General features: G+C 70.6%; 16 protein-coding genes and 1 riboswitch. Of the genes, 6 read left to right on the forward strand and 10 right to left on the reverse strand.

Annotated features, from left to right (window positions below):
* Positions 1-178 precede the first annotated feature (178 nt).
* The 4 genes from ACH4FH_RS19885 (at position 179) to ACH4FH_RS19900 (ending at position 4,569) form a co-directional block, all read left to right on the forward strand.
* Positions 179-919, forward strand: coding sequence for an ABC transporter ATP-binding protein (locus tag ACH4FH_RS19885; protein ID WP_398557187.1), 741 nt, complete (start codon positions 179-181; stop codon positions 917-919).
* Entirely contained in the window at positions 901-2,064 is a 1,164-nt protein-coding gene (locus ACH4FH_RS19890; protein WP_398557188.1) for a hypothetical protein, read from the forward strand. Before ACH4FH_RS19885 ends, ACH4FH_RS19890 begins: the two co-directional genes overlap by 19 nt.
* A gap of 136 nt (positions 2,065-2,200) precedes the next feature.
* A complete protein-coding gene (locus ACH4FH_RS19895) occupies positions 2,201-3,352 on the forward strand; it encodes an LOG family protein (protein WP_398557189.1) in 1,152 nt (383 codons plus the stop codon).
* 164 nt (positions 3,353-3,516) lie between these two features.
* The gene (locus ACH4FH_RS19900) at positions 3,517-4,569 is read left to right on the forward strand and encodes a hypothetical protein (protein WP_398557190.1); all 1,053 of its coding nucleotides are present in this window, start codon (positions 3,517-3,519) and stop codon (positions 4,567-4,569) included.
* Between the two features lie 64 nt (positions 4,570-4,633).
* Here the strand turns inward: ACH4FH_RS19900 and ACH4FH_RS19905 are convergent, their stop codons facing one another.
* The 4 genes from ACH4FH_RS19905 to rlmN form a co-directional block, all read right to left on the reverse strand.
* Entirely contained in the window at positions 4,634-5,704 is a 1,071-nt protein-coding gene (locus ACH4FH_RS19905; protein ID WP_398557191.1) for an ABC transporter ATP-binding protein, read from the reverse strand.
* Positions 5,705-7,411: an ABC transporter permease gene (locus ACH4FH_RS19910; protein ID WP_398557192.1), complete on the reverse strand. Its 1,707-nt coding sequence runs from the start codon at positions 7,409-7,411 to the stop codon at positions 5,705-5,707. It abuts the gene before it with no gap.
* Between the two features lie 38 nt (positions 7,412-7,449).
* Complete coding sequence (locus tag ACH4FH_RS19915) at positions 7,450-8,535, reverse strand: thiamine ABC transporter substrate binding subunit (protein ID WP_398557193.1); 1,086 nt, start codon at positions 8,533-8,535, stop codon at positions 7,450-7,452.
* Positions 8,536-8,639: 104 nt separating this feature from the next.
* Positions 8,640-8,760, reverse strand: a riboswitch (TPP riboswitch).
* Positions 8,761-8,793: 33 nt separating this feature from the next.
* Positions 8,794-9,900, reverse strand: a complete 1,107-nt coding sequence (rlmN, locus tag ACH4FH_RS19920) for a 23S rRNA (adenine(2503)-C(2))-methyltransferase RlmN (RefSeq protein WP_398557194.1) — start codon at positions 9,898-9,900, stop codon at positions 8,794-8,796.
* Between the two features lie 232 nt (positions 9,901-10,132).
* Between rlmN and ACH4FH_RS19925 the strand changes: the two genes are divergently transcribed.
* Positions 10,133-10,549, forward strand: a complete 417-nt coding sequence (locus ACH4FH_RS19925; RefSeq protein WP_398557195.1) for a hypothetical protein — start codon at positions 10,133-10,135, stop codon at positions 10,547-10,549.
* Between the two features lie 74 nt (positions 10,550-10,623).
* Here ACH4FH_RS19925 and ACH4FH_RS19930 read toward each other — a convergent pair whose 3' ends face one another.
* The 6 genes from ACH4FH_RS19930 to rpsB all read right to left on the reverse strand — a co-directional run bounded on the left by ACH4FH_RS19930 (position 10,624) and on the right by rpsB (position 16,488).
* Positions 10,624-10,839, reverse strand: a complete 216-nt coding sequence (locus ACH4FH_RS19930; protein WP_393895631.1) for a 4-oxalocrotonate tautomerase family protein — start codon at positions 10,837-10,839, stop codon at positions 10,624-10,626.
* A gap of 952 nt (positions 10,840-11,791) precedes the next feature.
* The gene (locus tag ACH4FH_RS19935; protein ID WP_398557196.1) at positions 11,792-12,967 is read right to left on the reverse strand and encodes a phosphatidate cytidylyltransferase; all 1,176 of its coding nucleotides are present in this window, start codon (positions 12,965-12,967) and stop codon (positions 11,792-11,794) included.
* Positions 12,967-13,524, reverse strand: coding sequence for a ribosome recycling factor (frr, locus tag ACH4FH_RS19940; protein ID WP_398557197.1), 558 nt, complete (start codon positions 13,522-13,524; stop codon positions 12,967-12,969). Before frr ends, ACH4FH_RS19935 begins: the two co-directional genes overlap by 1 nt.
* Positions 13,525-13,699: 175 nt before the next feature.
* On the reverse strand, positions 13,700-14,470 hold the full coding sequence (pyrH, locus tag ACH4FH_RS19945; RefSeq protein ID WP_393895634.1) for a UMP kinase: 771 nt from the start codon (positions 14,468-14,470) through the stop codon (positions 13,700-13,702).
* 162 nt (positions 14,471-14,632) lie between these two features.
* A complete protein-coding gene (gene tsf / locus ACH4FH_RS19950) occupies positions 14,633-15,469 on the reverse strand; it encodes a translation elongation factor Ts (protein ID WP_398557198.1) in 837 nt (278 codons plus the stop codon).
* A gap of 107 nt (positions 15,470-15,576) precedes the next feature.
* Positions 15,577-16,488, reverse strand: a complete 912-nt coding sequence (rpsB, locus tag ACH4FH_RS19955) for a 30S ribosomal protein S2 (RefSeq protein ID WP_398557199.1) — start codon at positions 16,486-16,488, stop codon at positions 15,577-15,579.
* A 340-nt stretch (positions 16,489-16,828) separates the two neighbouring features.
* Between rpsB and ACH4FH_RS19960 the strand changes: the two genes are divergently transcribed.
* Positions 16,829-18,043 (forward strand): M23 family metallopeptidase, encoded by a 1,215-nt coding sequence (locus tag ACH4FH_RS19960; protein WP_398557200.1) that lies wholly within the window; start codon positions 16,829-16,831, stop codon positions 18,041-18,043.
* Positions 18,044-18,238: the final 195 nt, after the last annotated feature.

Raw genomic sequence — 18,238 nt, forward strand, 5'->3', positions numbered from 1 at the left:
AATAAGCACGGCTCGGATTCACTCAATTGAAGCCATACGAGTGAATTCGAGCCGTTCTGCGTGCCCAGGGGCGATTGCGAGGGGTCACCACTACTTACCGTGCCAGTGACCGATACCCTCCATGGTCGTTCACCCGGACAGGGGAACGAGTCGACGCGAACAAGCAAGAGGTGCGCAGATGGTGGCCCCGCCTGACAACGACGTTCTCTGGGCCCGCGGCCTGCACCACGCCTACCGCGGCACCACCGCTCTCGCCGGAGTCTCCCTCGGCGTCCAGGAGGGCGAGATCCTCGCCGTGACCGGTCCGCGGGGGTGCGGCAAGACCACGCTCCTGAAGTGCCTCTCCGGCCAACTCCGCCCGACCGAGGGCGAGGTGTGGTTCAACGGCTCCCCCGTCCACTCGCTCTCCTCGCTCAGCCGCGAACGGCTCCGCCTGGACCGGTTCGGCTGGATCGACACCGAACCGCATCTCGTCCCCGAGCTCACCGCCTGGGAGAACGCCGCCCTGCCGCTGCTGCTCCGCGGAGCGGGCCACCGCAGCGCCAAGCACGCCGCCGTCGAATGGCTGGACCGCCTCGACGTCGGCATGTGCGCCCGCCGCCGCCCCTCCCAGCTCGACCAGTCACAGCGCCAGCGCGTCGCCATCGCCCGTGCCCTGACCACCACGCCCCAGGTGCTGTTCGCCGACGAGCCGACCGCCCCGTTGCACCACTCGGACGGCACCCAGGTCCTGCGCACCCTCACCACCGCCGCCCGCTCGCACCAGATCACCGTGCTGCTGGCCACGCACGACCCCGACACCGCCACGCTCGCCGACCGGTCCATCGCCCTCCTCGACGGCTGCCGGTCGGACGCCTCGCCCGCCACCGCTGGCTCCTCCGACGAGGAAAGCAGGGCAGCGTGCTCGCTCTCCGTCTAGCTCGCGGCTCCCGCCCGCTCGTCCAGCTGCGCCGTCTCTTCGTGGCCGCCGCGGCGGCCGGTACGGGTTTCCTGCTGCTGGCCACCGTCGGCCACGCCGCCGGCCACCCGACGACCGCCGGCGATTCTCTGGTGCGGCTGCTGTGGTGCGCGGCCCCGCTCGCCGCCACCGCGCAGCTCGCCATGTCGGTGGCCCGCTCGGACCCCGCCGCCCGGCTCCAGCGCGGCATGGCCGCCGCCGGGCTGGGACCGATCCGGCTCGCCCTGATCGCCGCGTCCTCCACCGCGCTCACCGGCCTGCTCGGCGTCCTGGTCTCCCTGGCCGTCTTCTTCCGGCTCCGCGGCGACCTCGGCGGCCCGCCCACCACCGCCCTCGACGCCGACCTGCTGGGCGCCGGACACTCGGTGCCACTCGTCGGCGCGCTGATGCTGCTGGCGGTCGTACCGCTGACCGCGGCCGGCGCGACCGCCTTCTCGCTGCGCCCCCGCGCCGGGGGCGACTCCCGCCACGGCGACCACCGCACCCGGGTGGACACCCCGACCGCGCTGCCGTGGGGCATCGCGCTGACGGCGGCAGGCCTGGCGATCGAGGCGTATGCCAGCCGCGGCACCGTCTCGTCCGGCGGGCTGCTGCCGCTCCCCGGCCGGCTGATCGGCAGCCCCCCGGGCGTGCTGGCCGGCTGGGCGCTGTCGGCCTGTGGCCTGGTGCTGTCGGGCCCCGGCCTGGTGCATGTCTGCGGCCGGCTGCTGTGCGCGGGCCGGCCCGGAAGCCTGCGTCTGCTGTCCGGCCGGGTGCTCCAGCAGGAGTCGCAGCGCATCGGTCGCCCCCTCGGCGTGGTGTGCGCCGTCGGCTCCGGCACGTACGCGGCGGCGAAGGTGTACGACGCCTCCCCGACCTCGCCCTTCGGGCCGCTGACCGCCATCGGGGCGGTCGTCGTCCTCGCCTGTGTCGCGGCCAGCGCGCTCACCGCGGCGGTGGAATCCCGCGCGGCCCGCGCGCACACCACGGCCGCCCTGCGCCGGCTCGGCGCCCCGGCCTCCGTGCTCTACCGTGCCGCGGCGCTGCGCACCTCGGCTCTGGTGATCGTGCTCGGCCCGCTGACCTGGGTCGTCGCCGAGACCGCCACGCTTCCGCTGGTGCACTGAGCCGGGCCTCGCCCGGGGCCCGGCCGCGGGCCGCCGGCGGGGTGCGATCCGCTCTCGGCCCGTGAGAGGGGTCTCGGCCCGCCGCCACGGGGCGCCCCGGGGCCCTCTCCGCCGACGCGATCACCGCCCGCCTACGATGACGGGCGTGCCGTCGAATGCAGAGTCCCCAGCGCCCCGCAGTGCCCACGACCACGACACCGAGATCGAGTCCCTCGCGGAGTTCGACCGGGTCGTCGCCTCGGGAAGTCTCGCGGGATACCGCCTCCAGTCACTGGATCTGACGGACCGTGGCTTCGCGCTGCTCAGCACGGACACCACCGACGCGGTGTTCCTCGGCTGCGTCATGGAGCCGGACGCCGCCGCGAAGGTGCGCGCCGGCGGAGCCCTGGTCTTCCCGCCCATACCGGGCCTGCCGTTCGATCCGTACCGCGGCACGCTGTACGGCGCGGACGAGCTCTTCGAGGGCCTGGCGAACGAGGGCTACGAAGCCACTCCCGACGCCCGCGCCTACGACTGGTACCGGCGGACCAGGTCGGACGGCGACGTCTTCGCCTCGATGCTGCGCAGCGTCCACGACGACGCCATTTCCGACGCCCTGCACGAACAGCTCGCCGGTGCCCGCGTGGTGGGCATCATGGGCGGCCACGCGCTGGAGCGGGACTCCGCCGCCTACGCCGGCGCGGCCCGCCTCGCCCGCGAACTCTCCCGCGGCGGCCTGACGGTGGCGACGGGCGGCGGCCCCGGCGCGATGGAGGCCGCGAACCTCGGTGCGTACGCCGCTCCCTTCGAGGACGGCATGCTCGACTCGGCGCTGGAACTGCTGAGCGCGGTCCCACACTTCACGCCTTCGGTCACCGACTGGGCGCGGGCCGCCTTCGCGGTGCGCCGGAGCCGGCCGGGCGGCGGCACCTCGATCGGCATCCCCACCTGGTTCTACGGCCACGAGCCGCCGAACGCCTTCGCCTCGCACATCGCGAAGTACTTCGTCAACGCGGTGCGCGAGGACGGGCTGTTGGCGCATTCCAACGCGGGTGTGGTGTTCCTGCCGGGAGCCGCCGGCACCGTGCAGGAGATCTTCGACAACGCCACCCCCAACTTCTACGGTTCGCGGGGCGAGCCGACCCCCATGGTGCTGGTCAACCGCGAGCACTGGACCGAGAGGCTGCCGACCTGGCCGTTGCTCCAGGCGCTCGCGGAGGGCCGCCCGATGGCCTCCCGGATCGCCCTGGTGGACTCCGTGGACGAGGCTCCGGAGGCGCTGGCCAGGCTGACGGCGGCGGAGGCCTGAGCGCCCGGCCGGGACCGGCGACGCCCCACCGGCTTTCGTCACCCGTCCGGCGGATCTTTGCCCGCTGAGGCAACGCACGTCCCGGAATGCGCGTCTGCCTGACCAGGTGCGGAAAAGGTCGTGCAGGCAGCGGCCCTGCGGGCAGCGCGCGAACGGAGTTCTTGGTGATCATCGGCCTTCTGACGGCCGTGGCGGCGTCTGCCTGCTACGGCACGGGTTCGGTCCTGCAGGCGGTGGGTTCGCGGCGGTCCGCCCGCCAGGAGGCCGCTGCCGCGTCCGGCAGCGGCGTCACGCAGCACGGCGGCCCCAGCCTGTCGTCCACCGCAAAAGCTGCTGTGACCTGGGAATTCATGGTGGGCACGGTGCTGGACTTCCTCGGCTTCGCGCTGGGGGCGCTGGCCGCCCGGCTGCTGCCGTTGTTCCTGTCCCAGACCGTGATCAGCGCCAACCTGGTGATCACGGCGGTGCTCGGCATCAAGCTCCTCGGTATCCGGCTCAGCCGGGCCGAGTGGACCTCCATCGCCGTGGTCTGCTCCGCTCTGGTGCTGCTGGCTACCGCCGCGGGCTCCGAAGGCGGCGGCGACGCCTCGCTCGCCACCCACTGGTGGCTGCTGGTCGCCTCCGTCGTGCTCATCGGCGGCGGCACGCTGCTGGTGCGCCTGCTCGGCAGCCGGGCCGCGATCCTCGCCGGCCTCCTCTCCGGCCTGGGCTTCGGCGCCCTCGGCGTCGGCGTCCGGGTGCTGAACGGCGTGGATCCCTTCGAGCTGTCCTCGCTCCTCGCGGATCCGGCCCTCTACACGATCCTCGTCGCGGGCATCGGCGGGATGTATCTGCACACCGTCGCCCTGCAGATCGGTTCGGTCAACGGCGCCACCGCCGCGCTGGTGGTCGGCGAAACCGTGGTGCCGGGCATCCTGGGTGTGCTGTGGCTGGGGGACTCCTCCCGCCCGGGCTTCGCCTGGGTCGCCGTCCTCGGCTTCCTGGTGGCGGTGGCCGGTGCCGTCGCGGTCGCCTGGTTCGGGGAGCCGGAGGCCGATCCCGGTGCGGTGAGCGGGGACGAATCGGCGGGGCAGGCCGCGGGGACAGCTGGGAGCGATTCGTCGCAGGACGACGGGCCGGCACCGGCAGCGGTGGCCGGCGACGGCGCGGAGGCGAGGTCCGGGCAGGAGGGTCGCCCCGCCCCCTCATTGGCCGGCGACCGGACCGGCTCCGCGTAAGGAACGCACCGAGGAGGAGCCGGGCCCGAGCCGGCGCGAACCGGCTCCCTCCCGCTCCGCTCCCCTACTCCGCCGAGGCGTCCAGCACCACGACATCCTCCGCGGCGAAGGCGACGCCCACCCGCTCCCCGCTCTCCGGCGCGTCCCGGAGCGCGCACGCCGCCTCCAGCGAGGGCGCGCCGGCCGGCTGGAGCAGCAGGGCGACATGGGTGCCGCGGAATGTACGGGCCGTGACCGTGCAGGTCAGGCCCTCCTCGGCGGGAGTCAGCCGCACCCCGGCCGGGCGGACGAGAAGGCGGCACGGGCCGTCCGGGGTACCGTCCGGGACCGGCACCTTGCCCCAGGGTGTGGCGGCGGCCTCGCCCTGCACCGTCGCATCGACCACGTTGTCGAAGCCGAGGAAGCGGGCGACGAAGGCGGTTGCGGGCCGCTGCCAGACCTCCAGCGGGGTGCCGGTCTGCGCGATGCGCCCGTCCTGCATCACCACGACCCGGTCGGCGAGCGCGAACGCCTCGCCCTGGTCGTGCGTGACGGCGAGCACGGTCGTCCCCAACTCCTTGAAGAGCCGCCGCAGTTCGACGACCAGGCGCTCACGCAGCCCGCGGTCGAGCTGCCCGAGCGGCTCGTCGAGCATCAGCAGCCGGGGGCGCGGGGCGAGCGCGCGGGCCAAAGCGACGCGCTGCTGTTCACCGCCGGACAGCGAGGCCACGGCGCGCCGCTGGGCGCCCGGCAGCCCGACGAGGTCGAGCAGTTCGGCGACCGTACGCTCCTGGTCGGCCCGCGAGGCACGCCGCATCCGCAGCCCGAAGGCGACATTGCCGGCGACGTCACGCTGCGGGAAGAGCTGGTGGTCCTGGAACATCATGCCGACCCCGCGCCGGTGCGTGGGCACTCCCGCCTGGTCCCGCCCCTCCAGCAACACCCGCCCCGCGTCGGCCTGTTGCAGTCCCGCGACGACCCGCAGCAGAGTGGACTTCCCGCTGCCGCTCGGCCCCAGGACACACACGATCTCGTGGGCGGAGACGTCCAGATCCACCGCGTTCAGCGCGGGCCGCTCACCGGAGGTGTCGAACCGGACGGTCACCCCGCCCAGTTGCAGCAACTCCCGACCTGCGGCCAGGTCCTGTGCGGTCATCTAGAACTCCCCGGTGTGGTCGATGGGGGTTCCCCCGGCCGGGCCCGTGCGGGGCCGGGGGCGGAGGCGGAGGCGCTCCAGGGCCAGCAGGGCGCAGGCGCACACCACCATCAAGATGGTCGACAGGGCCATCGCCTGCCCGTAGTTCTGCTCGCCGGCCCGCCCCAGCAGCCGGGCGACGGCCACCGGCAGGGTCGGCTGGTCCGGCCGCGCGATGAAGACCGTGGCCCCGAACTCGCCGAGCGATACGGCGAAGGCGAAGCCGGCGGCGATCAGCAGCGCCCGCCGCACCATCGGCAGGTCCACCTCGCGCCACACCCGCCAGGGTGAGGCGCCGAGCACCGCGGCCGCCTCCCGCAGCCGGCCGTCCACCGCCCGCAGTACGGGCAGCATCGTCCGGACCACGAACGGCACCCCGACCAGCGCCTGGGCGAGCGGCACCAGCCACCACGAGGAGCGCAGGTCGAGCGGCGGCCTGTCGAGCGTGATCAGGAATCCGAAGCCGACGGTCACCGCCGAGACCCCTAGCGGCAGCATCAGCAGCGCGTCGAACCCGCGGACGAGCCGGCCGGCCGTGGGGACCTTGCCCGCCGCACGGCCGCGCGATGCGGGGAGGGTGAGTGCGGCCGCCGCCAGACCGCCGACCACCAGCGCGATCAACGTCGCGACGGCCGCGTAGGCGAGGGAGTTCCAGAGCGCTTCGAGGGGGGGGACAGCGAAGGTGCTGTCGGCGGTCGCGGCCGATCCCAGCGTCTCGTAGAAGACCGCGCTGTAGCCGTCCGGCCCGGCGAACGAGCGCTCCGCGAGGACCAGCAGCGGAGCGATGAGCAGGACGGCGATGACGGCGAGCGTGCTCCACAGCAGCGCCCACTGGCCGGCGCCGCGCGGCCGGCGCGCGGTCTGCGACGCGTCGACGAGCCGCAGGGCGGACTCCCGGCGGCGCACCGTCCAGGCGTGCAGCGACAGCAGGCCCAGGACCGCGGTGAACTGGATCATGGTGAGGACCGCGGCGGTCGGCAGGTCCAGGAAGTCGGCGGTCTGCCGGTAGATCTCCACCTCCAGCGTGGAGAAGGTGGGCCCGCCCAGGATCTGCACCACCCCGAAGGAGGTGAAGGTGAAGAGGAAGACCATCAGCGCGGCGGCCGCGACGGCCGGCCCCAGCGCGGGCAGCGTCACCCGCCGCCAGGCCGCGAACCGTCCGGCGCCCAGCACCCGGGCGGCCTCTTCCTGACGGGGGTCGAGCTGCCCCCACAGGCCGCCGACGGTCCGTACGACCACCGCGTAGTTGAAGAAGACGTGCGCCAGCAGGATCGCCCACACCGAGGTGTCCAGCCGTACGCCCCACAGGTCGTCCAGCAGGCCGCCGCGCCCGACCAGGGCGAGGAAGGCCGAGCCGACGACCACGGTCGGCAGCACGAACGGCACCATCACGACGGCCCGCAGCAGCTGTTTGCCGGGGAAGTCGAAGCGCGCGAAGACATACGCGCCGGGCAGCGCGATCAGCAGCGTCAGCGCGGTGGAGGCGGCCGCCTGCCAGACGGTGAACCACAGGACGTGCAGCAGGTCCGGATCGCCGAGCACCTCACCGATCCGGGAGAGCTGCCACTGCCCGCCGTCCTTCAGCCCCCGTCCGACGATCGAGACGACGGGGTAGGCGAAGAACAGCGCGAAGAAGGCGAGCGGCAGGGCCATCAGGCCGAGCCGCACCGCCGTTCCCCGCGCGGTGTTCCCGCGCCGGCCACGGGCTACTTCAGTACGAGCGAGGACCACTGCTTGATCCACTGTTCGCGGTTCTCGGTGATCTTCTCCGGGGCGAGCGTCGCCGGCTTGTCGATCGTCGCGCCGTACTTGGTGAACAGCTCCGGCAGCTCGGCGTCCTTGCGGGCCGGGTTGACGAACATCTGCAGCGGCACGTCCTCCTGGAACTGCTTGCTCAGCAGGAAGTCCAGCAGCGCCTTGCCGCCCTTCTCGTTCTTCGCACCCTTGAGCAGGCCGCCGAATTCGACCTGGCGGAAGCAGGTGCCGGTCGCGACGCCGGTCGGCGCCTGCTCGGGCTGCGGCTTCTTGCCGAGGACCTCGGCCGGCGGGCTGGACGCGTAGGAGACCACCAGCGGCTTGTCGCCCTTGCCCTTGGCGGCGGCCGAGCCCGTGAACCGCTCGTAGTACGCCTGCTCCCAGCCGTCGACGACCTCGACGCCGTTGGCCTTGAGCTTCTTCCAGTAGTCCTGCCAGCCGTCGGCGCCGTACTTCGCGATGGTGCCGAGCTGGAAGGCGAGGCCCGGCGAGGACGTCGCGGCGTTCTCCGTCAGGAGCAGCCCCTTGTACTCGGGCTTGATCAGATCGTCGAAGCTCTTCGGCGGCGCGATCTTGTGCTTCTCGAAGTAGGCGCGGTCGTAGTTGACGCAGATGTCGCCGTAGTCGAGGGGGGTGACGCGGTGCTCGGCCTTGTCGAGCTGGAGCTCGCCCGGGACGCTGTCCAGGCCCTTGGCCTTGTACGGGCTGAAGATGCCCTCGTCCAGGCCACGCGAGAGCAGGGTGTTGTCGATGCCGAAGAACACATCGCCCTGCGGGTTGTCCTTGGACAGGATCGCCTGGTTGACGGCCTTCCCGGCATCGCCGCCCTTGAGCATCTTGACCTTGTAGCCGCTCTCCTTCTCGAACGCGGCGAGCACCGACTTCGACACGTTGAAGGAGTCGTGGCTGACGAGCGTCACGGTCTTGGCGTCCGCGGCGCTCCCGCTGCCGCCGTCCGAGCCGCCGCATCCGGCGAGGACGGTCATACCGACCGCGGCGGCGAGCGCGGTCGCGATGACCTTGCTGGTGGTGCTCACTGATTTCCTCCTGGCTGGCCAGGAAGAGACGCGGCCCCGCCCGGAGCCCACCGCAGAAGACGTCGCAGGACGTACGGCGGACGGACCGGGGCGGGGCGCAACAGCATGAGTGACGACCGAACTTCCTACCCGGAATGACCCGGGCGAGGTTCAAGGGTCTGCGGGCACCGTATGACTACGACGCGACCGCACTCTCAGCGCTGTGGCGCTCCCCTGTCGGAATGTGCATTTGTTCGATCACACGGTACCAGCGAGCGGTCAGCGTTCCGAGGCCGCGAGCTGTCCGCAGGCCCCGTCGATCTCCTGACCACGGGTGTCCCGCACGGTCACCGGGACGCCGTGCGCCTCGATGGCCTGGACGAACGCCCGCTCGTCCTCGGGCCGCGAGGCGGTCCACTTCGAGCCGGGCGTCGGGTTCAGCGGGATCAGGTTGACATGGACGCGCTTGCCCTTGAGCAGCCGTCCCAGCAGGTCACCGCGCCACGCCTGGTCATTGATGTCCCGGATCAGCGCGTACTCGATGGAGATACGACGCCCGGACTTCTCCGCGTACTCCCAGGCCGCGTCCAGCACCTCGCGGACCTTCCAGCGGGTGTTGACGGGCACCAGCTCGTCCCGCAGCTCGTCGTCCGGGGCGTGCAGCGACACCGCGAGCCGGCACTTGAACCCCTCGTCGGCGAACCGCAGCATCGCCGGCACCAGGCCGACGGTGGAAACGGTGATACCCCGCTGGGACAGGCCCAGCCCGTCCGGCTCGGGGTCCGTCAGCCGCCGGACGGCGCCGACCACCCGCTTGTAGTTGGCCAGCGGCTCGCCCATCCCCATGAAGACGATGTTCGACAGCCGCGCCGGCCCGCCCGGCACCTCGCCGTCCCGCAGCGCCCGCATCCCGTCGACGATCTGGTGCACGATCTCGGCGGTCGAGAGGTTGCGGTCCAGCCCCGCCTGGCCGGTGGCGCAGAACGGGCAGTTCATGCCGCAGCCGGCCTGCGAGGAGATGCACATGGTGACCCGGTCCGGGTAGCGCATCAGCACGGACTCGACGAGCGTGCCGTCGTGCAGCTTCCACAGCGTCTTGCGGGTGGTGTCGTCGTCGCACGAGATGTGCCGCACCACGTTCATCAGGTCGGGCAGCAGCTCGGCCGCCAGCTTCTCGCGCGCCGCCGCCGGAATGTCGGTCCACTGCGCCGGGTCGTGCGCATAACGGGCGAAGTAGTGCTGCGACAGCTGCTTGGCGCGAAACGGCTTCTCACCGATCGCGGCAACCGCCTCACGGCGCTCGACAGGTTCAAGATCGGCAAGGTGCCGCGGCGGCTTCTTGGCCCCGCGCGGCGCGACAAAGGTGAGTTCTCCGGGTGCAGGCATGGTCCGTCCAGTGTGGCAGATCGTCTCGCTCCGGCCCGGGCCGGAGCGAGGTGGGTCCGGTCACCCCGTGAGGCCCTCTGCCGCCGGTGGCCGACCTCGCACGGCCCAGGGACGGCCCGGGACGCCATCCGTCGCCGTGAGGTGCTGCTGCCGCCCCCAGGGCCTCGGCCGCCGCGGATCACCTCTCGTGAGGCAGTGGGACGACGGGGGAAGTCGCCCTAGCCTCTCGATCATGCGCATCAATGAGATCGAACCGTGGCTCCGCAAGCATGGTGCGGAGGTACAGCCCACGTTTCTGCCCACTCAGTTCCATGCGTACCTCAGCACGCTGCCATGGGCAGGTAGTGGCATCGACTGGCGAGACCTGCCACACCGCTCACTGGGACTGGACGACGTCTCGGACGAAGCCGTAGTGGACTGGGCTCGCCGGACACCCATCGCTCTGCACAGCCACTCGCTGATCATCGACTCCGCCTCCGAGCCCGGCGTGCTGTGCCGCTTCGAGGACGCCATGCGGGATTTCGAGCTGCTGTCGAACCGCCCCGAGCTCTACATCTGCGGCGTCGATCGGGTGGACGGCGAGGTACAGCCGGCCTTCGACCACTTCATCGAGCGGCGTTCCTTCATGACCCTCATTGCTCGAATCTGAGACCAGCCGCAGCAGCGATGGGATGTACTGCTGCCTTGCGACAGGCAGGAACCCGAAGACACCTACCGGTTGGGCTAGCCCGCCCTCTTGGCCTGAACGTCTGCGGCTGTCAGGGCCTGGCCACCGACTGCCCATTCGCCGCTGGGTGTTTCGGTGATCGCGACATGCGTCACCGGTCGCATTGCCTCGCCTTCGATGGCGATCAACGCCTCGGAGACATCTTTGACCATCTTCTGCTTCTCTTCGGGCGTGAACACTCCCGCGATCACCTTGATGTCGATGAATGGCATCGCATGCCTCCCACGTGATGGTGAGATCGAGCCGTCGTGTCGCTTTGGGTACCAGGGCCGAATGCAGTGTGGGCTCGTGTCCCCTCTTCGGGGAGCAGGGCGCCACGAGCCGCACAGCTTTCTCGTGGCCTGCCGCAACAGCACTCGTGGACGGCGCCCGACCCTCGTCCGGCGGGGCCGGTTAACCGTGATCAGCGAGGCTGATGCCTACCGCTGCTATCAGCGCTGCGGCGCTTGCATTCCTCTACAAGTGTCGCAGATTGACGCCCGTGACGGGCAGCAGCTCAGTTCCGCTGGGGCCCTTGTTGGGCGGCCATTGGTCAGCCTCGGACAATCCGAAGACGACCTACACACAACCGGTTGAGCCACCGCTCCAGAAGCCGAACTTCTCTGGCAGATGCACCCGCTGCTTTCCCCACCAACGCCCCCGCCGAATCACTTGAAAAATCAACTTGACTTCCCAAACCGGGAACTCGATAAGTCAACCATTCATGTTCGCTGGCAGGCCCTCAGCGAAGGGGAATTCTGTGCGTGTGATCCGTGTCGGGATCTCGTCCGCCTCGATCCTGATGACCTCGCGGTGGGGCCGGACTCGTTTCGTGGTTCAAGCGGAGTGGGTCGGGGAGACGGTTCGGGCCGGTTGAGTGGACCACGTGCCGGGAGTTGAGCCCGGCCAGGAGTGTGGTCGCGTTCGGGGTCGAGCACCGTGGAGCGCTGTTTCCTGCGGAGATGTTCGCCGACATGCATCCGCCCCGCGAACGAGCGTCCGTCCGTGCCTCCACAGGTCGTCCGACCTACAGGCAGCTATCCCGCCCCCGCCCGAAGCAGGGCCCGGCGCGGAAGACACACCCCGCCCGCAACCACGAGAAACCGCCCGGCGGAATCGCTCGGGCGGTCTCTTCCTGCTCTGTCCTGCTGTTTCCAGCTGCTTTCCGGTTGTCTGCCCGTCCCGTCAGCCGGAGCCCACGAAGATGACGAACAGGAGCCAGACGACCGGGGCGGTCGGCAGCAGGGAGTCGAGGCGGTCCATGATGCCGCCGTGGCCGGGCAGCAGGGTGCCCATGTCCTTGATCCCCAGGTCGCGCTTGATCATGGATTCACCGAGATCGCCGAGGGTGGCGCTGGCCGCGACCGCGAGGCCGAGCAGCAGGCCCTGCCACCAGGCACCGTCGTTGATCAGGAACTCCATGCACAGCGCGCCGGCGACCATCGCGAACGCCACCGCGCCCAGGAGTCCCTCGCGGGTCTTGCCGGGGCTGATGCGCGGCGCGAGCTTGTTCTTGCCGAAGCGCCAGCCGACCGCGTACGCGCCGGTGTCGCTGACGACCGTCAGCAGCAGGAACGTCAGCACCCGCTGCGGGCCGTCGTCCTCGGCGGCGAGCATCAGGGCCACGAACGTCGCGAGGAACGGCACGTAGAACGCCGCGAAGATTCCGGCGGTGACGTCCCGCAGGTAGTTCTCGGGCGCGTCCGTCATCCGCCAGACGAGGACGGCCAGCGCGGTGAGCGCCATCGCCACCCACGCACCCTCGGCACCCCGCACATACCCGGCGATGATCATGGCGGTGCCGCCGACCGCGAGCGGCACCAGCGGTACGCGGATGTCCTTGCGCTCGGCCAGCCGCGAGGTCAGCTCCCACAGGCCCACGACAACGGCGATCGCTATCACGCCGATGAACAGGGGCTTGTAGAAGAAGAGGGAGGCAGCGATGACCACACCGAGGCCGACGCCGACCCCTATCGCGGCCCGCAGATTACGGCCCGCGCTCTTCTTCTGCGGCTTCTCTCGGTTCTGCGGGCTCTCGGGCCCGGAAGGACCGGGGAAAGAGGTGGGCATGGGCTCCTGCGGCTTTTCGTCGCGGAACAGGGGGCCGCTCAGCCGAGCAGCCCCCCGGTCGTCCCGGTGCTCCCGGTCGTCCCGGATGTCCCGGGGGTCCCGGTCGTCGTCCTGGTGTCCGCCTGCGTCGGGCACGATGGGCATGGGCCGAGTCTGCGCCGCGTCGCCCGCGTCGTGCACGGGACCCGCCGGGGCGGGGGGCGCCGCCCCGCGCAGTGCGGCGGCCGGGCCCTGATCGGGTGGTCCCCAGCGACCGGCGCCGGGCGGGGTCCCCCAGGATGACTCGTTCATCAGACCTCGAGGAGCTCGGATTCCTTGTGCTTGAGCAGCTCGTCCACCTGCGCGACGTACTTCGCGGTGGTGTCGTCGAGCTCCTTCTCCGCGCGGCGCACCTCGTCCTCGCCGGACTCCTTGTCCTTGACGAGCTTGTCGAGGGTTTCCTTGGCCTTGCGGCGCACGCTGCGGATCGAGATCTTCGCGTCCTCGCCCTTGGTCTTGGCGACCTTGATGTACTCCCGGCGACGCTCCTCGGTGAGTTCGGGGAACGTCACACGGATGATGTTGCCGTCGTTGCTCGGGTTGACGCCGAGGTCGGAGTCGCGGATGGCCTGCTCGATGTTGCGCATCGCGCTCTTGTCGAACGGGGTCACCACGGCCATCCGCGGTTCGGGAACCGAGAACGACGCCAACTGGTTGATCGGCGTCAAGGCGCCGTAGTAGTCCGCCACGATCTTGTTGAACATCGCCGGGTGCGCACGCCCGGTGCGGATCGCGGCGAAGTCCTCCTTGGCGACCACGACGGCCTTCTCCATCTTCTCCTCGGCCTCGAGGAGGATCTCTTCGATCACCACTTGCTCCTGGTCTTGTCGGTAAGAAGCAGAGCCTCGCCCCTGCCGCGCGTCTTCTCCTGCACGGTGTCCGACCGGCAGGCGGTTGTCCATCCCCGAACCGGGGTCTTCCCCCGGCCGGGAGTTGCCGCCCGTACAGGCCGATGCCCGTACGGAATCACGGCAGTTGGGGCCGTCAGGCCCGGGTGCCCTGATCGCTGACGAGCGTGCCGATCTTCTCACCCTTCACCGCGCGCGCGATGTTGCCCTCGGCGAGCAGTTCGAAGACGAGGATCGGGAGCTTGTTGTCGCGGCACAGGGTGATGGCGGTGGCATCGGCGATCTTCAGGTCGCGGGTGATGACCTCGCCGTATTCGAGGGCGTCGAACTTGACCGCGTCCGGGTTCTTCTTGGGGTCGGAGTCGTAGACCCCGTCCACACCGTTCTTGCCCATCAGCATGGCCTCGGCGTCGATCTCCAGGGCGCGCTGGGCGGCGGTGGTGTCGGTGGAGAAGTACGGCATGCCCATGCCGGCGCCGAAGATGACGACCCGGCCCTTCTCCAGGTGGCGCACCGCACGCAGCGGGATGTACGGCTCCGCGACCTGGCCCATGGTGATGGCGGTCTGGACGCGGGAGTCGATGCCCTCCTTCTCCAGGAAGTCCTGGAGGGCCAGGCAATTCATGACCGTGCCGAGCATGCCCATGTAGTCGGAGCGTGCCCGGTCCATGCCGCGCTGCTGGAGTTCGGCGCCGCGGAAGAAGTTGCCGCCGCCGATCACGATGGCGATCTCGTATCCCTCACGCACCACGGCGGCGATCTCGCGGGCCATGGCGTGCACGACGTCGGGGTCGACGCCCAGTCCGCCGCCGCCGGCGAATGCCTCGCCCGACAGCTTCAGCAGGAACCGTTGCCTGCCGCCGTGAACGGCTTTGTCTGTGTCCGCGCCATCGGCACCGTGATTCATTGAGCTCTCCTCGTGCACATACGAAGAAGGCCATTGCCGTGGGTCTGGGTCAGATCCCTGTGCGGCAATGGCCTCCTCGTCACATCTGCGGCCGGCCGGTGAGCGGCCGACTGCGTACGACCCTAGCGGGGTCGCAGGTCATTCGCTGCCTTCGCGGCAGGCTCAGGCGCCGACGCGGATGCGCGCGAAGCGCTTCAGCGTGACACCGGCCTCGTCCAGAACCTTCTGGACGGTCTTCTTGTTGTCCTTGGCGAACGGCTGCGCGAGCAGCGTGTTCTCCTTGAAGAAGCCGTTGACGCGACCCTCGACGATCTTCGGAAGGGCGGCCTCGGGCTTGCCCTCCTCCTTCGCGGTGGCCTCGGCGACGCGGCGCTCGTTCTCGACGACGTCGGCCGGGATGTCGTCCTTGGACAGGAACTTCGGCGCGAAGGCCGCGATGTGCTGCGCGACGTCCTTGGCGACCTCGGCGTTCTCCTTGTCCAGCTCGACCAGGACGCCGACCTGCGGCGGGAGGTCGGGCATGGTGCGGTGCATGTACGCGGCCACGAAGCCGTCGGTGAACTGCGCGAAGCGGTCCAGGACGATCTTCTCGCCGAGGGTGGCGTTGGCCTCGTCCACGTACGCCTGGACGGTCTTGCCGGCCTCGATCTCGGAGGCGAGCAGCGCCTCCAGGTCGGCGGGCTTCGTCTTGGCGACGTGCGCGGCGAGCGTGTTGGCGACGGCCTGGAACTTGTCACCCTTGGCGACGAAGTCCGTCTCGCACTTCAGCTCGAGCAGAACGCCGGCGGACTTGTCCTCGGCGATCAGGGAGACGACGGCACCGTTCTCGGCCGAGCGGCTCTCGCGCTTGGCGACGCCCTTCTGGCCCTTGACGCGCAGGATCTCCACGGCCTTGTCGACGTTGCCGTCGGCCTCGTCCAGGGCCTTCTTGCAGTCCATCATGCCGGCGCCGGTGAGCTCGCGGAGCTTCTTGACGTCAGCGGCGGTGTAGTTCGCCATGGTCTGTGAATCTCTTCTCGAAATCTCGACAGTCGAAAGATCTACGGGTGGACGGCGGGGGCGGCGCTCGTGGCGCCGGCCCCCGCCGTCCTCAACCGGTACTGAGGTCAGGCCTGCTCGGCGTCCGCCGCCGGCTTCTCGGCCTCGACGGCCTCGGCGGCCGGGGCAGCCTCGGCAGCCGGCGCCTCGGCGGCAGCGGCCTCGGCGGGCTTCTCAGCCGCGTCCTCGGAGTCGGCCTTCTTCTCGCCCTCGAGCAGGTCGCGCTCCCACTCGGCCAGCGGCTCGGCGGCAGCCTTGTCGCCGGGCTTCTGGTCGCCGGTCGCGGCACCGGAACGGGCGATGAGGCCCTCGGCGACAGCGTCGGCGATCACGCGGGTGAGCAGGGTGACGGAGCGGATCGCGTCGTCGTTGCCCGGGATCTTGTAGTCGACCTCGTCGGGGTCACAGTTGGTGTCGAGGATCGCGACGACCGGGATGTTGAGCTTGCGCGCCTCGCCGACGGCGATGTGCTCCTTCTTGGTGTCCACGATCCAGACGGCGCTGGGCACCTTCTGCATCTCGCGGATACCGCCGAGGGTCTTCTCCAGCTTGGCCTTCTCGCGGGAGAGGACGAGGAGCTCCTTCTTGGTGAGGCCGGAGGCGGCCACATCCTCGAAGTCGATCTGCTCGAGCTCCTTCAGGCGCTGCAGGCGCTTGTAGACGGTCGAGAAGTTGGTCAGCATGCCGCCGAGCCAGCGCTGGTTCACGTAGGGCATGCCCACGCGGGTCGCCTGCTCGGCAATGGCCTCCTGGGCCTGCTTCTTCGTGCCGACGAACATGACCGAGCCGCCGTGGGCGACGGTCTCCTTGACGAACTCGTAGGCGCGGTCGATGTACGACAGCGACTGGAGCAGGTCGATGATGTAGATGCCGTTGCGCTCGGTGAAGATGAAGCGCTTCATCTTCGGGTTCCAGCGCCGGGTCTGGTGCCCGAAGTGGACGCCGCTCTCCAGCAGCTCCCGCATCGTGACGACGGCCATGGCCGTACTCCTTGTTGTACTCGGTTCCACTGCGGCCGGTCGGCCGCGGTGCCTGACGTCCCTACGCGCCTGCCGAGGAAGGAACCTTGCGGAACCTTCCGAGGACCGAGGAGCGCGGCCACCGTGCTGCCCGAGAGGGACTGGTGCACTGATGGCGGGGCGTGCGAAGTCGACCCGGTGACCCGGATCGCCACAAGAAGTGTACGGGACAGCGGATGCACTGGGCGACACGCACCTTTTCGTGCCCCGGGCGGGTGACACCGTTGTCCACAGTCGGCAGGTTTTCCACAGCAAGAGACCAAGATCCCCACGCCGCGGCGGAGTACGCCACCGTCAAGACATGCAACAACATTCCAGCTCAACCACAGTCTTCCAAGGATCCGGAGCGTCCGGAGCAGGCGGCTCGGGGATCAGTTCGAAGAGAGCCAGGAGCGGCGCGGCTGGCGTCCACTTCCGCCATTTCCGCCCTTTACCCGGCGCCTGGCCGCGTCCGGCGGCCGCCGTCCCGCCGGCTCCCGCCGGTACAACCACGCGGGCGAAAGGGTGCGCGCTTACGCCTGAACCCATCCGGTACGGATCCAGCTGCTTCTTTCCGTCGCGCGCGGCGAGTGCCTGGGCGGTCGTAGCGGTGGGTGCAGCGCTCATAGCGGCTGGGCCGGGGCCGGGGCGCGCATCAGCCACCCCCACCGATCGCTCCGCTCCGCCACCGACGTCAACCACGGTCCTTGCCACGACCACGGCCTCGGCTACTGCCACTGCCACTGCCACTGCCAGGGTTGCCGCCACGGGTAGACCTGCAGAGCGTGTACGGGAGGACGACGCCCCCTCGACGCCGGAGGCGAGGGCGGCGAGGGCGGGGGACCGAGCGTGGCCGGTCGACGGACCGGCAGGCTTGCGGCCCACGGTCGTCCGGGGATGGGAGCCGCCTCCGTCGCCGTGGGCGGCAGGGCACCGCGGAGTGGATCTCTCGGCATCCGCCGGGGTGCCGGTCCGCGCAGCGGCGCCTGGCAACGTGACCTTCGCCGGGACGGTCGCCGGCCGGGGAGTCCTCACCATCGAACTGCCCCGCTCAGGCCATCCCCCCTTGCGCACCACCTATGAACCGGTGCGCGCGACCGTACGGAAAGGCACCCGCGTCAGGGCGGGCCAAGCAGTTGCCGTCCTCCAGCGCGGCCCCTTTCACTGCCGCGGACCGTGCCTCCACTGGGGCCTACGCCGCGGAAAGGATTACTTGAACCCGCTCTCACTCCTCCCCCCGTCAATGCTCCACGGCGGCCACTCGCGCTTGCTCCCGATCTTCGGCGTCCCCCACCCGCCGAGCCGCGCGGATCCCACCCGATCCGAGGAGGCGGCCCACACGGCGGAAACCGCAGGGACGCCGACGAAAGCTGCCCTGCTGGCGGCGGTCGCCCTCACGGCTGCGGCTCTCTGGGCCATCGGCCGTTTGTCGCCTTATCGGTTCGCGGGGCGCAACCGTGACCGAGGGAAGAGTGGAGGCCGCAGCTCGGGGACCATACGACGGGCTGCCGCCCCTGCCCCTTCGGCCGGGGTATAGGACCTGACCAGAGTTACGGGCTGCCGTCGCTCAGAGGCCGCCGAAGGCGCGGACAAGCAGGGCCTCAGGCCGGCGACCGTACGCCGACGACGTGCGGGCTGCGGGCTGCGGGCTGCGGGCTGCGGGCTGCGGGCTGCGGGCTGCGGGCTGCGGGCTGCGGGCTGCGGGCTGCGGGCTGCGGGCTGCGGGCTGCGG

Origin of the sequence: Streptomyces sp. NPDC017993 (genome assembly GCF_044328065.1) — a bacterium.
Classification (GTDB): Bacteria; Actinomycetota; Actinomycetes; order Streptomycetales; family Streptomycetaceae; genus Streptomyces.